Below are 12,629 nucleotides of genomic sequence, written 5' to 3'. Positions count from 1 at the left end.
CCAGGGCGGTGGAACGGTGGTCGAGGTGTAGACGGCTCGTGGGCGTGTCCACCGTATGCCGAGGCGCGCAACCCGCCGCCGGCTGGCTGTGGCGTTCTGGGGTCGCGATGCCGGTCTCGGCGGACAGGGACAGTCCCCGTGGTTCGGTGCATGACGGTGACGACGCGGATCGTCGCCGGCCGCGGGTGTGTGGTGACGACCACGGGCGCTGCCGGACGGTTGGCAGCGGCGCGCTGGCCGACGGACTGCCCAGTTGGCCGCCGCGGGCTGGCGGCGCGCGGACCTCGCGCTCGCGGGTTCCCGTCCGGCGGGGCAGGTCAGGGACCGGTGCGTCGCAGCTTCTCGCTGAGTAGTTCCCGTAGCAGGACGAGGCCGGGGCCGCCGCCGACGTTCAGGGGGATCGAGAAGATGTAGTCCGAGCCGTCGAAGGCGTCGAAGACGGGTGTGCCGTCGCGCTTGCGCCGGTAGGGGACCATCCCGGACTCGTGGCCTTCCTCCGTGTCCCAGAGCACCCACAGGATCACGTGCATCTCGCCGTCGTCCTCGAGCACCGGCCCGCCGGTGTAGGGGGAACGCAGCCGGACAGAGGTCTCCTCGTCGATGGTCTCGGGCCTGCTGATCTGCGGGACGGCCAAGATCACACGTTCGAGATCGATGTGGTTCGCCTCCTCGGCGACCTGCCGCTCGAACGCTTCCGCGCGGGCGGGGTCACGCAGGTAGGCCGAGTTACTCAGAGTGCGCGAGGGCTCTCCTTCCAGGACCGCGATCGCGGGTTGGTCACCCTTCGCCAGGGCGTCCTGGACCTGTTTGACGGTCATGTCGACCAAGACGTGGGACTCGAAGTTCATCAGCTGTCCTCTGGGGGCGCGGGTCGCAGCGGCAGCCTGGTCCGGCGCACCCGCGAGGGAGGTGCCGGACCGGCCGTCACACCAGTCTGATCGCGCCTGGCCGGTGGACACCACACCGGGAGCGCCATCACGGCCCCTGTACCGCTTGGCCCAGCGGCCCGATCGTGTCTGGGCTGTGGGATCAACGGCGAAGGCGGCGACCGCGGCCTTCCACCTCATGTGCCTGCATCCAGAGAGTCAGGTCTCAGGCCTCCTCGTCCGTGTCATCGACACGGAATCCGAGCTCTGCGAACCATTCCGTGAGCATCTGGACGACATCCGCGCCGTTCCAATAGCCGCGGCGCCGTCCGATCTCCTGGACCCTCTGCCACAGACCGTCGATGCGGAACTCCTCGTCGTGGGCGGCTGCGGCGGGGTCCGGCTCGCTGGGTGGCGGGAGAGTGATCTCCCCGCCGTCACGCTCCAACCCGTTCGCGATGCAGGCCTCGATGGAGCCGCACACCAGCTCGTCCAACCCGTCGAGTTCTGCCTGCCCCGGGCGAGGAAACCAGGCAGCGATCTCCGATCCGTCCGCGGTGAGAATACTGTCGACGGTCACAACGAGATCCTCACCGTTGTGCGTCACGGTGGTCTCTACCTTGGCTGCATCGGTCATGTCGACCGCGAGCTCACCCTCCGGCTTCCAGCTGCGGATCTGGTAGGCAACCAGACCCATCTGCGCGGCAATGTATGCCCGCTTCGCATCGGTCAACAGGGCATCGAGGCGGGTGATCTCCGCCTGCCACGCGGCCAGCACCGAATCGTCCTGCGCGGCCGTCTCCGTCACCGTGCCACCAGTCGTGGTGTCCATCCGGGGTCTTCCCTCCAATGGGTGATCTTGCAGGTTGGTGGGGCCGAGGGGTTGTGGGCGCTGGGCGCGGTTCAGCGGTCCCAGGGCTCGCGGGGCAGGTGGTCGAGGGGGGTATCCCGGGCCTGGATGACGACGTCGGTCCAGGTGGCTCCGTCCGCTTCGACCTCCTCGGCGGTGGTGAGGACCGCGCTGGCGCGGGGGGACAGCGTCCAGCCGAGGTGGCCGAACAGCGCCAGGGCACGGGTGTCCCCGAGCGCGGAGGCGTGGACGGCATCGAGACGCAGCTCGGCGGCCAGGTGGCCGAGAAGCCCGGTCGGATAGCCGCGGTGAAACAGCGGGACGGCCCGGGTCGGGCTGGTCGTCTCGGGGGCATGGTGGGCGGCGACGTGGGAAAGCACGGCCATCACGGTGGCGTCGCCGATGCGGGTGTCTTCCGGCTGGTCGTCCTCGACGGTGCGCAGGACCGCCGTGTGGACGGCGTGGCCCCAGGTCCAGCCCTGCAAGCTGAGCTGCTCAGCCTCACTGGCGAGAACGGCGGCCTTCACGGTCAGCGGGTAGCCGAGCGTCCCGAGGACGTCGGCGGCGGAATCGAGGTTGAGCAGGCTGGACGGATCGAGATGGCCGTTCAGCCAGAACAGGATGTGCCCGTGCAGACGGCGGGGCCAGCCGTCCCGGCCGAAGTACGGCTGGTAGGTCAGATCGACGGGGCGGCGGGTGACGGTGTCCTCGCCGTTGACGGTCAGGACATGGCGGAGCCGGCCGAGGAGTTCGGCGAAGCCGAGCAGATGCGGGGTCGAGGGCATGGCAGGGCGCTCCCTTCGGGCGCGGCACAGCGGACAGGCTGATCGCAGAGCAGATGAGGAGGCCAGGGCGTGACGGCCCGGACCGAGAGGTGCGCGGGGGCCGAGGCGCCGACGGCGGCACGTCGGCTGCCACCATCGGCCTCGTTCCGCCCTGGCCGGTGAGAACCGGCAGTGGGGGCCAGGTCGGTCAGGTCCCGACCCGAGGGCAGATCGCGGCGCTCAACCGTGCCGGCCGCACGACCGGTCGAGGCGACGCCGGACGTTAATCCACCGGAGGAAGAGAGGCCAGGAACTCGGCGATCTTCACAGCGTGGCCGGCGTGCGCGGAGAACGTGAACTCGACCTCGCCCCTGTGCGTGGGCTCGGCACTGAAATTCCGGATCGTCTCCTTGGGATGGCGCCAGAAGCTGGCGACCGGAAGCCAGCGGTCTCGCTGGTACTCGTCGGCCGTGCGGTCGAGCCCTGTCCAGGGAAGACCGAACGCGGCCATGACGCCGCGCGCGATCTCCTCCGCGCGCTGCTGCGTTCTGCGCCGGCCGTCGAGAATCTCACACACCCGCGCCAGCTCAGCCTCGTAGCCTGGCAGGACATATCGCTGGATCTGCCGTGCGATCGCCAGTGCCGACTTGTTCGGCGCGGCATAGGTCCTGTCCCTGGATGTGCGACCGGTCTGGTACTCGGACGCGCGGTGCGGGTAGATACCAGAGATCTCGACCTTGTCTCGCTTGGTGTAGTGCCGGCCCATTTGGACGTGTATCTTGCAGAGCGGATTCGACTTATTGACCAGGAAGGCGTCCTCCGGCCAGTTACCGGCCTCGACCTTCCAGTCGCCTCCCAGTTCGGCGGCGATCCTCTCCGCCAGAGCCGGAAGCGGTGTGCTGGACTCGGACATGGCTGTACTCCGTTCCGTGAGTCCCTTGGCTACCGGGTACGGGTGTAGGCGCAGTCCACGATCACGCCGTTGTGTACGCCGTCACAGGTGATCGGGCCGAGCTGGCGGTCCTGCACGGTCAGGTCCTTGCGGATATCGCCCTCCAGCTCGTCGATCTTCGGGCCGAACAGCGCCTCGTAGTGGCCGATCTGAGAGTCCGCGGCGATCGTCGCGTGGTCGGGGAACGCCTTCGCCCACAAGCGGAAGTAGAGTCCGTAGCCGTACGACGGGAAAGGCGTGGACTTGCTGACCTCGGTCAGCAGGCAGCACGCTTCGGCGGCCGTACCGGGGCGCGCGTCTTTCCCGGTGGCGACCCGTTCGAGGATCTCCCGGAAGTGCCCTCGGTAGACGAACTCGACCGGAAAGAGGATTGTGGTCGGGACGAGGGCCGGGTAGCTGTGAAAGAGCTGGTCCCGCTTACGCGGGTGGCGGGCAATCGCCTGCGTGATCTCCTCCTCGGCCCAGTCGAGGGCTGACATCGCGGTGGTGACGAGGTTGATGTAGCCCGCCACGAGCTGATCGATCTTGCTTTTGGGCATGGCTGTACTCCACTTTTCCAAGCCTGGTGGTTGGCATGTGCGCCGCAAGCTGGTGTCGCTAACCGGCGTTGATTGGCCGCCCGGCCTCACGCGGGCGCGGCGCCTCTGTCGGGAAGTGTTCCCGCTAGTCCACGAACGCCGCTCACCGGCCGCCGTCGTCGTGGACGAAAAAGGCGATCTGAACGGCGACCTTGGGGGTTGAGTTCCCGCGCGATCCCCGCCGCTCGCTCGATGACCTCCAACGCCATGGTTCGGTCCTCGAACAGCCGCGGGAAAGCTTCGACGCGAACGTCGGTAGTCCAGAGAGAGCGATTCTTGTTGTGGGCCAGAGCCACGCTGTAGAGCGGCGTGTTCCTCTGGGTCGTTGCACCCTCGACCGCTTCCGGGTGCGGAACGAGGGCCTGGCGTAGATGCTGCTCCGGGTCCACGGCGGTGATGCGGGTGCGACGCGGCATCGCAGTCCGGCCTTCGGAAGAAACGGTCAGGTAGCCCGTCCGGGCCGGTGAACGCGGGTGCTGCCCGGCCGTGCCCGCCGGGCCGGGCGGCGGCGCCGGCCACGGTGGCGCCGGCCCGAGGTCAGGTCGACGGTGATCGCGACGAGGGCGACCGCCGTATAGGCGGCGAACATGGTGACGTTGTGCGTGGCGGCGACGCCCAGCAGCCATACCAGCAGGACGACGAACCCCCAGAACCGCAGCTGCCGGCGGCGACGGCGACTCAGGTAGAACATGGGAATCACGTTCCTTTCCGTGGTGGGCCGGGTGGAATGCCCGGCATCGACGTGCGGGTGTTCGCTCAGCCCTCGGCGGTGCGCCAGGGAACGGGATATCCGTGGTCGGGGTCGGAACAGTCGCCGCTGAGCGTGGCGGGACTGCTGTAAACCTCTCCGTCGTCGACCAGGACCCTGATCGGCGGCTCCTCCGCGCCTTCCAGGGTTCGCGTGGTGTCGCCGTGGACGAGAATTCCGCCGCTCTCGTCAAGTAGCGCGGTGATGCGGAGGGAGAAGCTGCCCACGTTTCCTGGTTCCCAGCTCGCGCAGGGATGCGGAGGCAGCGCGTCGTACATGTCGATCGTTCCGTAACTCACCGATGAATCCGGCATCGGGGTCGTTCCTTCCAGACTCAGAACGTGCGCGGAAGTCCGTACCGAGCGCTGCGGGAAAACGCCCCTCCGCGTGGGGGTGGTCCGGTCGCCAGGCGCCCGGTGCCACAGCGGGCGGGCACGCAGCGAACAGAGATCAGTGCTACTCGGGTAGTGAGCGGAACACGATCTCGGTGCTGTCGGCGTTGGCGGTGGTCGCCCATTCGTCGAGCAGGTCGGCGAGCGATTCGACGAGCATGTCCCGTACGTTCTCGGTGGAACCGTCGTCGGTGAGGACGGCGATCAACCGGGCGCGGGCCTCCCCGAGTTCGTCCGCGTAGACCTCGACCTCAAGCCCCGTCGCCGACGGGCATTCGGTCCGCGTGGCGGTCTCGATGTCGTCTTCCAGGACCATCCGCAACGCGTCGCGGGCGTCGACGAACACGTCACGTGCGTGCTCACGCCGCGACCGCGGGTCCAGCGGTGGGGCCCACCGGCGCCTCCGCAGAAATCGCACGCCGGGCAGCAGGGGACCGTTCCACATCGTGATCGCTTTTCTCCAGGAGTAGGAAGGGCAGGGCTGCGGGTTCACCCGCCGACGCCGGGTGTCGTGTCGAATGATTCGTGCAACTGGCCGTCGGCGGTATAGGTGAAGATCCGTAGCCGCGTGTAGGCTTCAGGAAGAAACACCGGCATGGCGTTCACGACAGCCCCGCTGAATCCCTGGCAGATCCACATCACCCACACGTCCGGTTTCTCCGGAGAGCTGCCGGCGGGAAGCTCGCCGGTGGAACGCCGGTCGGTGAGCCGGCGCATGTCGCGGCGGGCCAGGTGAGGACAGAGCCGGGTGGATGCCTCGGCACATCCCTCATGCATCGGCGGATCGTGGTAGGCCCCGACAGCGGCGGCCCCGGGGCCGCCGAGAAACGCGACTTCGTCGGCGAACGGCTGGGCACAGATGCCGCACCGTCCCTCGGAGGCGAGACGGAACGCCTCCCGGCCGTCCACGGTCGAGAAATCTGGCTCCCCGTCCGGATGATGTGCGGTGACAGCAGGAATAGGAACGTTCCGGCGCCGGTCGATCGGCAGCTTTCTCATCAGCTCGGGAAACTCGGAGGCGTGGTTCACTGTCACTCTTTTCCGTGACGGCCTACAATCCGGGAAACCTCCCGGGCTGAGGGTGCGGTTAGTCGAGGGGAGTCCGACCAGAAATCGGCCTTGGCGCGCATCCGGTCGAGCGCTTCACTCAGACCGGGAATGTCCTACCAGCTTCGGATACATTTCTGGTCGTCGTGGAGAAGAGCGACGTGGAATTCGCCGGGCGCGGCGCTTGCCGCGACAACAGCCCACAGTGGCGCGTAGTGGCACGTGCGGGGTACGTAGATTCCAGCTACGACCGGGTGGCCGACGAAGGTCGGGGGTAGGGGGAACTCAGGGGCCCTCGCCGTTGCTCCGTTCGGGTGAGGGTGCCGCGACCCGGCCCGCGCGGCGGCGTCGGGTCGCCGGGCGGGGCTGTGCGTCCGCGCGGGGACGGGGCCGCCAGACCTGCCGGTCGGCGTCGTCGACCCGTTCCAGATCGAGCGTGTTGGCCCAGGTGAGGCAGAACGCGCACGGATCGACGCAGGCGGCGCAGCCGCCGCCGTCGAGGTGGTGCCGCCAGGTCTCCTCGGCGCGGGCACGGGAGATCCGGTGATAGGTCCAGGCGTCGATCTCGTCGGCGAGCTGGTCACGAAGTGCGGTCAGGATGCGGACGACCCGGTCGGGGTCGTAGCTGGGGGCGGTGTGGTCGGCGAGGTGGGCGGCGTTGAGCGCTGTGTGCCGGCTGGTGTCGCCTCCGGTCAGTGTGGCGAGCAGCGCGCGGGCGTCGAGACGGTCGTCGTCGGTCGGCGGGCCGCCCGGGTTGACCGGTCGGCGGCGGCGCGTGTCGAGGTCGGCCGCCGTCGGAGACGTCCGGCGGCCTGCGGTGCGGCCCATCGGGATCAGGCCCGGGACGGGTCGTCGCCGAGGAACACGGGCGGGGGGCCGAGGCGGATCAGATGGCCGTGGGTGACGTCCTCGCTAATCGCGCCGTCGACAGCGGCCAGATCCGCGACCTCGTCGCTGATCTCCCCCCACAGGTCCGGGGCGGTCCGCGCGTCGATGGGGATCACTCTGCCGTCGGCGAGGAGCACGCCTTCCGCGGACGCGGTCGGGTACTCGTCCCACACCACGTCGCAGAGCACAGCGACGGCCGTCGGGTACAGCTCGCGGACCTTCGCCGCGAACCCGCCATCAGCGGTGATCCGCCGCAGCAACTCCGTGTTGATCGCGGACAGGGCCGCGCTGAGATCATTGGCGTCGGCGGTCGGGAGCACGGACAGGTCGAACAGCACAGGAACAACCCCCTTCCGGGGCGGGCGGGTATGCAGGTGCACAGGGCCATGCGGGCGGGAGCCCAGCTGTGCGGCTGCCGGCGCTGCTCGGGGCGTCCGTGACCGGGGTCCTGCACGGGGGAGCCGGGCGGGGCCGGGACGCGGCCCGGTCGGTGTTGCGGACGGCGCGTCCCCGGCCGGTGTCCGGCGGCGCTTACGCGCCGACGATCTCCCAGGTCCAACGGAAACCGCCGACGTAGTACAGGCCGTCGCGCGGGTTGGGCTCGACCGTCTCCGTTTCGTTCGACCAGGTGTTGTGGATCGTGACGGTCTCGTCGTCTCCGACGATGATCGTCTCCTGGTCGTCGGAGCCGACGGCCAGGTTGGACAGGTGCAGATCGACAGCGATCTCACGAACCTGGTCGAGGGTGAAGCCGGGGCAGGCGAAGCCGTTCCAGCGCAGATCGTTGGCTGGTACCTCGTACTCGCCGAGGCCATCGAGGGTCACACGCATCGTCGTGCGCGCGGAGTCCATTGCTGATCCCCCTTGTGAGGAGTGCTGAACGTCGGCCTCTCGGCCGGCAGCGGCAGGGTCAGGCGGGCAGGCAGCAGCTCAGCGGCACGCCACGCAGGTCGAAGCTGGTCGCCTCGGAGGGAACGGGGAAACGCCTGTTGCTGGGGATGAAGCGCAGCCGGTCCGTGGACTCGACGTCGAGGATGACCGTGGCGTGCTTGCCCTCGATCTGGCAGATGGTGCCGGTCAGCCCGTTGAGGTAACGGGGCTTGATGTTGGCGATCCGCACAGGGGCCCCGGTGGTCAGGGACGCGCTTCTGATCGCGGCGAGCGCGTTCCGCCGCTGCTGGACCATTTCGGTGATGCGGGTCAGGTCCTGCTCGGTGGCGTGCGACAGGATGAAGTCAGTGGCGACCGCGAGCGTCGGCGTCGTGGGCATGCGTGTGCCTTCCTGGTCGTGGGGCGGTAGCGAACCGCCGGCCCCGGGGCAGACCGGCGGGTATGTCCCAGGCGGGGCCAGACGCCTGCCGGCTGCCACGGGTGGGCGGCAGGGAGGGGCGCCGGCTGTCGGGAAACGCGTGCTCAGGCGGCGGTCAGGCGGGCTCGTCGGGCCGGGACGGGCCGGCCGATGACGAACGTGCCGGACTGCAGCGGGTGTAGCTGGTCGTGCGGCATCGGCTAGTCCGGGTAGGGCAGGTGCAGCAGGAGCCGTCCCGCGAGCGGGCTGTCGGCATCGTCGGGAACCCGTCGGACGGTGATCGTGAACGCGCCGAATGGGTGGCCGGTGGACAGGCTCAGGGTGATCGCGTCGTCGGCCTCGTCGGTGCGGATACCAGCGCTGTTGCACCACGACAGCGCCACCCGCTCAGGCGTGTGCGGTCCGGCGCCGTCCGCGCCGGGCTCGTCCGACTGGTAGGCGGGGCATGCGTTGTCGCCGTTGTCGTCAAAGCCGTGCGGGGTCTCGACAAGGTCCGCCCCGCAGGCGGAACAGCGGAACTCGATGTCGGCGTCGAAGATCAACTTGATGCTGCTGTCGTCGTCCAGGCTGTTCACGGTCGTGCCATCGACGGTCAGTGCGGCGAACATCGCGATACCCGGTCCCTTCCGGTCAGCTGTGCGGGTAGCGCACTGCGCCCGCCCCAGCGGGCGGCCGGGGCGGGGCGCAGTGGCAGGTGTGGGGTGTCGGGTCAGGTGGGCAGCAGGGTGCGCAGCGTGGTGAGGGTGGAACCGTCGAGCTGGTCGGCCCCACCGGTCACGGCGCGCAGCATGTTGCGCTCGGCCCGCGTGGCACCGCGAACGCTCTGCTCGTGGTGGGTGTAGGTGTTGACCGCCTGCACCACACCCCAGCCGGTGTTACGCCACGGGGAGACCCGCTCGTCGTGGTTCCACAGCCGGTTCAGGACGTCGCGGTGCTTCTCCGCGCTGGTCCGCGCCCGCCCCTTCTCCTCCGGCATGGGTGCGTGGGCGTCCAGGAACGCCGCCCACTGCCGGTCGGACACGTCCAGCGCGCACAGTTCGGCGACCTCCGCGGCGAAGTCGTCGGCGATCGTGTGCACGATCGCGAGTGCCCCCCGCGCCTCGCCGAGCCGCAGGTGTGACCGGGCGGAGTGCTTGACCTTGGTCTGCTGGCCCTTCTCCCGCAGACCGGCCGCCATCGTGTTGTCACAGACGACGTTGGTCACGATCCGCTTGTAGGTCGTCGACAGCGAGCCGTCGAACGACGTGGTGGCCAGCAGGTTCGGACGGAACTCGACGCCTTCCGGGGTCTTGATCGTGTCGGGGACCTCGACCGACACCCACGCGACCGCTCCGCCGCGCAGCAGCCCGGCCGACCCGATCGCGAGATCGTCGTCGAGGAGCTGCGCGACGTTGTCGACCAGCCATTCCTTGTAGGGGTGGGGCTGGTAGCCGTCGCTGAAGATCCCCATCACGCTTCCGGTGTCGGACCGGATGATCGCCTTGCGGTCCGGGACGACGTCCAGACCGCCGGTGACCGGGGACTCGACGTAGATCGGCTGTTCGAGCGCGGCCCAGTCGAACAGCCGGCGCTCGACGTCGTCGACCGGGATCGGCCCCGGGTAGTGGTTGGCCTCGCCCTGCTGGTCGGCGCGGTAGTGCCAGGCGTGGCCACGCTTGTCGGTGAAACCGATCAGCGTGTTGCCGTTCAGCCAGGTCAGGGTTTCCTTCGACATGCGGCTTCCTTCCATCGAGCGGCGGGGGTGGGTAGCGATGTGAGGGCATGCCGACGGGCCACCGGACGCCGTCCGATGGCGGGCATGCGGTAAGGAGCTACGGGGCAGGTGTGCGTGCGGGGTTCAGCGCCGCGCAGACCTCGGTGAGCGGCGCCCACGGGCGGACCCGCCAGTGGTCCGGGTAGGCGTGCGCGAGCGATCACGACCACACGGGCCAGATCGAGCACCGGCGCCCGTCCGCGGCAGCGGCTCGATCCGCCTGCGAGCCATGTGTCGACGAGGGCAATGGCCGCGTTGTCGCGGGCCGCATCGTCCGGTAGGGCTGTCAGGCCGAGGGCCTCCAACGCCTGCTGCACGTAATCGTTGGCATCGACAAAGTCGTGCAACTGCTCGAAGGCGTCGACGGTCTGGGGGACCCGTCCGTCGCGAATATCCTCCAGGATCATTTCCTGCATCGCGGTAGCGATCGAGTCGGAGCTGACATCTGGTTGATCACGCATTGCCGTTCCTTTCTGCCGCAGAGCACGCGACCACGTGCGTCGGGCCGGCCAGGGAAGGCGGGGCCCCCTCCACGCGCGGGCCCAAGCACGTCCATCGCCGTGCGGGCGGGTGGCGTCTTCGGCCGGGGCGGCCTTACCGGGCGGGCGTGCGCGCGGGACTCAGCGCCGCACGGGCCTCGGCGAGCGACTCCCACGGTCGGACCTGACGGTGGCCGGGGTAGGTGTGCGCGCGTGCGATCGCCACCGCGCGGTCCGGGTCGAGCACCGACGCGTCGATCAGGCTGCTGATCTTCCATGCGGTCGTGGCGACCCGGACGGGCCGCCCGCCCGGCCACATCTCCTCATAGGCGCGAACCCGCCCATCACGGGTCACCGAGCGGATCACGATCAGCTCGACGTGGACGGCGTCCGGGCCGCCACCGGTCAGTGGCTCCCGATGCGGAGACACCAGCAACGCGGCCGTCCCCCGGCGGGCGGGCGCCCCGTTCGCGAGCGGCAGCGACTCGACCCGGCTCACGATGCGTTCGCGGGCAGGGGCAGCCAGGCCGTGACCGGGGTCGGGTCGTCACGCTCTTGAGCGATCAGGTCCCGGATCTGCATCGTCAGGTAGTCGGCCGGGTTCTCCAGGAGGAACGGGTCATCGGACCAGATGATCGACCCGGCCAGCGCGGTCGTCTCCACCACCACGCCACCGAGCACGTCCGTGCTGTACCGGTGGTCGCAGTGCAGGCACTCCACCACGATCGTCAGCATGTAGGCAGCCCACGTCCCGTCCGCGAAACGGTCCCGTTCCTCGGTGATCACGTCGAGGTCGCCGACGGGGGACAGGTAGTAGTCGTGGTCATCGTCGATGTGGACCCCGATCCGCACCGTGGGGTCCGCGAGCACGCCGAGCATGGCGCCACCTCTCGAAAAATCGGGTAGAGAGCGCAGAAGGCGGGGCGGCTATGCGCCGGTCAGCCGCGCCCAGAGTTCGCGGCACTCGGCGTCGCTGAACCCCTCCGGATGCGCGGAGGTCTCCCGCATCTCACCGGTGTAATGGCTCAGCGTGACCCTGCCGCCCCACCAGCAGTGCGGCCCAGGAAAGTCCGGGCCGCCCGAAGGCTCTGTAACCCCCAAGCCCGTCAACCGGGCGACGGCTAGGTCCACGGCACCGAGCCCGTCCTCACGGTCGTACTCGTCCGGTTCGCAGTCGAGGTCCTCGGACCATTCGCCGTGCGGGTAGATGTCTCCGTCGTACGCTTCGTGCTCGAAGTAGTAACGATGGTGAAGACGCAGATGCCGGCCGGTCACAGGACCCGCACCACCCAGCTGTCGCAGTCCTCCTCGACCCCGGAGATCTCCAGCAGGATGTCGCCGTAGAAGATCGCCTGTTCGTGCATCCGGTCGCCTTCCGGGCCGTAGCCGCAGGACCACAGACCCGCGCCCTGCCGCTGCCGCGACAGGACCCAGTCCCGGCCCAGCTTCTCGGCGCCCGGTGCCCGATCGCCCAGCCGCTCGATCAGTGACGACAGGTCGGGCTCGGCGCCTTCCAGGAAGTCACGGATATCGTCGGCGGGATCGCCGCGCAGATACTCGGTTTCTGTTCCGTCGAAACCACTGCCGTACAGGTTCGTGGTCTTGTCCGGCGACCATTCGACCATCGCCGATTCGATCAGTTCGCGCCATACTCCCCGCTCAAAGCGGCGCGCGAACTCCTCAGGCAGAACGTCACAGGTCACAGACCCTCCCTCCACATGACGGGTGACACGCTTTAGGTGCACCGCCGGTAGGTGGCTAGCGCCACCCGATCAACAGGTCGCCGTGAATTCCCCGCGCCTTGAGTAGGTACGGTTCGTCCATCCATTCCAGGCTGAACTTGTAGATCTCACAGTCGCAGCCGTGGTAAATCGACGCCAAGCGATCCAGCAACATCAGGAAGTGATCCCGCCCGCGCCGCTGGACAATCGCGAGCGCACGCCCGCGATCACCGAGGATGTCGAACACGACCACATGCCTTTCGTCTCGATCGGATGCGTGTT

21 protein-coding genes are annotated in these 12,629 nt (G+C 68.9%); all 21 read right to left on the bottom strand.

Going from position 1 to position 12,629, the window contains the following annotated elements:
* Positions 1-317: 317 nt before the first annotated feature.
* Positions 318-848 (bottom strand): hypothetical protein, encoded by a 531-nt coding sequence (locus CcI49_RS33400; RefSeq protein WP_076833440.1) that lies wholly within the window; start codon positions 846-848, stop codon positions 318-320.
* A gap of 244 nt (positions 849-1,092) precedes the next feature.
* On the bottom strand, positions 1,093-1,698 hold the full coding sequence (locus CcI49_RS33395) for a hypothetical protein (RefSeq protein WP_076833375.1): 606 nt from the start codon (positions 1,696-1,698) through the stop codon (positions 1,093-1,095).
* 71 nt (positions 1,699-1,769) lie between these two features.
* Positions 1,770-2,501: a hypothetical protein gene (locus CcI49_RS33390; protein WP_076833374.1), complete on the bottom strand. Its 732-nt coding sequence runs from the start codon at positions 2,499-2,501 to the stop codon at positions 1,770-1,772.
* A gap of 262 nt (positions 2,502-2,763) precedes the next feature.
* A complete protein-coding gene (locus tag CcI49_RS33385; protein WP_076833373.1) occupies positions 2,764-3,393 on the bottom strand; it encodes a hypothetical protein in 630 nt (209 codons plus the stop codon).
* Between the two features lie 29 nt (positions 3,394-3,422).
* Positions 3,423-3,971, bottom strand: coding sequence for a hypothetical protein (locus CcI49_RS33380; protein ID WP_076833372.1), 549 nt, complete (start codon positions 3,969-3,971; stop codon positions 3,423-3,425).
* 481 nt (positions 3,972-4,452) lie between these two features.
* Positions 4,453-4,701 carry a hypothetical protein gene (locus tag CcI49_RS33375; RefSeq protein ID WP_076833371.1) on the bottom strand — a complete coding sequence of 83 codons (249 nt, stop codon included), beginning with the start codon at positions 4,699-4,701 and terminating at the stop codon, positions 4,453-4,455.
* Between the two features lie 65 nt (positions 4,702-4,766).
* Entirely contained in the window at positions 4,767-5,057 is a 291-nt protein-coding gene (locus CcI49_RS33370; protein ID WP_241840379.1) for a hypothetical protein, read from the bottom strand.
* 157 nt (positions 5,058-5,214) lie between these two features.
* Entirely contained in the window at positions 5,215-5,595 is a 381-nt protein-coding gene (locus CcI49_RS33365; RefSeq protein ID WP_076833367.1) for a hypothetical protein, read from the bottom strand.
* Positions 5,596-5,639: 44 nt separating this feature from the next.
* Entirely contained in the window at positions 5,640-6,179 is a 540-nt protein-coding gene (locus tag CcI49_RS33360; protein ID WP_076833365.1) for a hypothetical protein, read from the bottom strand.
* Positions 6,180-6,482: 303 nt separating this feature from the next.
* The gene (locus tag CcI49_RS33350; protein WP_076833363.1) at positions 6,483-7,025 is read right to left on the bottom strand and encodes a hypothetical protein; all 543 of its coding nucleotides are present in this window, start codon (positions 7,023-7,025) and stop codon (positions 6,483-6,485) included.
* A 5-nt stretch (positions 7,026-7,030) separates the two neighbouring features.
* Entirely contained in the window at positions 7,031-7,423 is a 393-nt protein-coding gene (locus CcI49_RS33345; protein ID WP_076833362.1) for a hypothetical protein, read from the bottom strand.
* Between the two features lie 193 nt (positions 7,424-7,616).
* Positions 7,617-7,937: a hypothetical protein gene (locus tag CcI49_RS33340; RefSeq protein WP_076833359.1), complete on the bottom strand. Its 321-nt coding sequence runs from the start codon at positions 7,935-7,937 to the stop codon at positions 7,617-7,619.
* Between the two features lie 58 nt (positions 7,938-7,995).
* Complete coding sequence (locus CcI49_RS33335; protein WP_076833357.1) at positions 7,996-8,355, bottom strand: hypothetical protein; 360 nt, start codon at positions 8,353-8,355, stop codon at positions 7,996-7,998.
* A gap of 239 nt (positions 8,356-8,594) precedes the next feature.
* A complete protein-coding gene (locus CcI49_RS33330; protein WP_241840378.1) occupies positions 8,595-9,002 on the bottom strand; it encodes a hypothetical protein in 408 nt (135 codons plus the stop codon).
* A gap of 101 nt (positions 9,003-9,103) precedes the next feature.
* Entirely contained in the window at positions 9,104-10,108 is a 1,005-nt protein-coding gene (locus CcI49_RS33325; protein WP_076833356.1) for a DUF932 domain-containing protein, read from the bottom strand.
* Positions 10,090-10,608 (bottom strand): hypothetical protein, encoded by a 519-nt coding sequence (locus tag CcI49_RS41785; protein ID WP_131831265.1) that lies wholly within the window; start codon positions 10,606-10,608, stop codon positions 10,090-10,092. Before CcI49_RS41785 ends, CcI49_RS33325 begins: the two co-directional genes overlap by 19 nt.
* 133 nt (positions 10,609-10,741) lie before the next feature.
* On the bottom strand, positions 10,742-11,125 hold the full coding sequence (locus CcI49_RS33320) for a hypothetical protein (RefSeq protein WP_076833354.1): 384 nt from the start codon (positions 11,123-11,125) through the stop codon (positions 10,742-10,744).
* Positions 11,122-11,505 (bottom strand): hypothetical protein, encoded by a 384-nt coding sequence (locus CcI49_RS33315; RefSeq protein ID WP_076833350.1) that lies wholly within the window; start codon positions 11,503-11,505, stop codon positions 11,122-11,124. Before CcI49_RS33315 ends, CcI49_RS33320 begins: the two co-directional genes overlap by 4 nt.
* Positions 11,506-11,553: 48 nt before the next feature.
* Complete coding sequence (locus CcI49_RS33310) at positions 11,554-11,901, bottom strand: hypothetical protein (RefSeq protein WP_076833347.1); 348 nt, start codon at positions 11,899-11,901, stop codon at positions 11,554-11,556.
* Positions 11,898-12,329, bottom strand: coding sequence for a hypothetical protein (locus CcI49_RS33305; protein ID WP_076833344.1), 432 nt, complete (start codon positions 12,327-12,329; stop codon positions 11,898-11,900). The genes CcI49_RS33310 and CcI49_RS33305 overlap by 4 nt, the downstream gene beginning before the upstream one ends.
* 55 nt (positions 12,330-12,384) lie before the next feature.
* Positions 12,385-12,629: hypothetical protein (locus CcI49_RS41780; RefSeq protein WP_206745186.1), on the bottom strand; the 245-nt coding region annotated here is incomplete at its 5' end.

The sequence above is a fragment of the Frankia sp. CcI49 genome, assembly GCF_001983215.1.
GTDB lineage: Bacteria > Actinomycetota > Actinomycetes > Frankiales > Frankiaceae > Parafrankia > Parafrankia irregularis.
The sequence above is the reverse complement of the archived record's forward strand: the minus strand, read 5'-3'. Positions and strand labels throughout refer to the sequence as shown.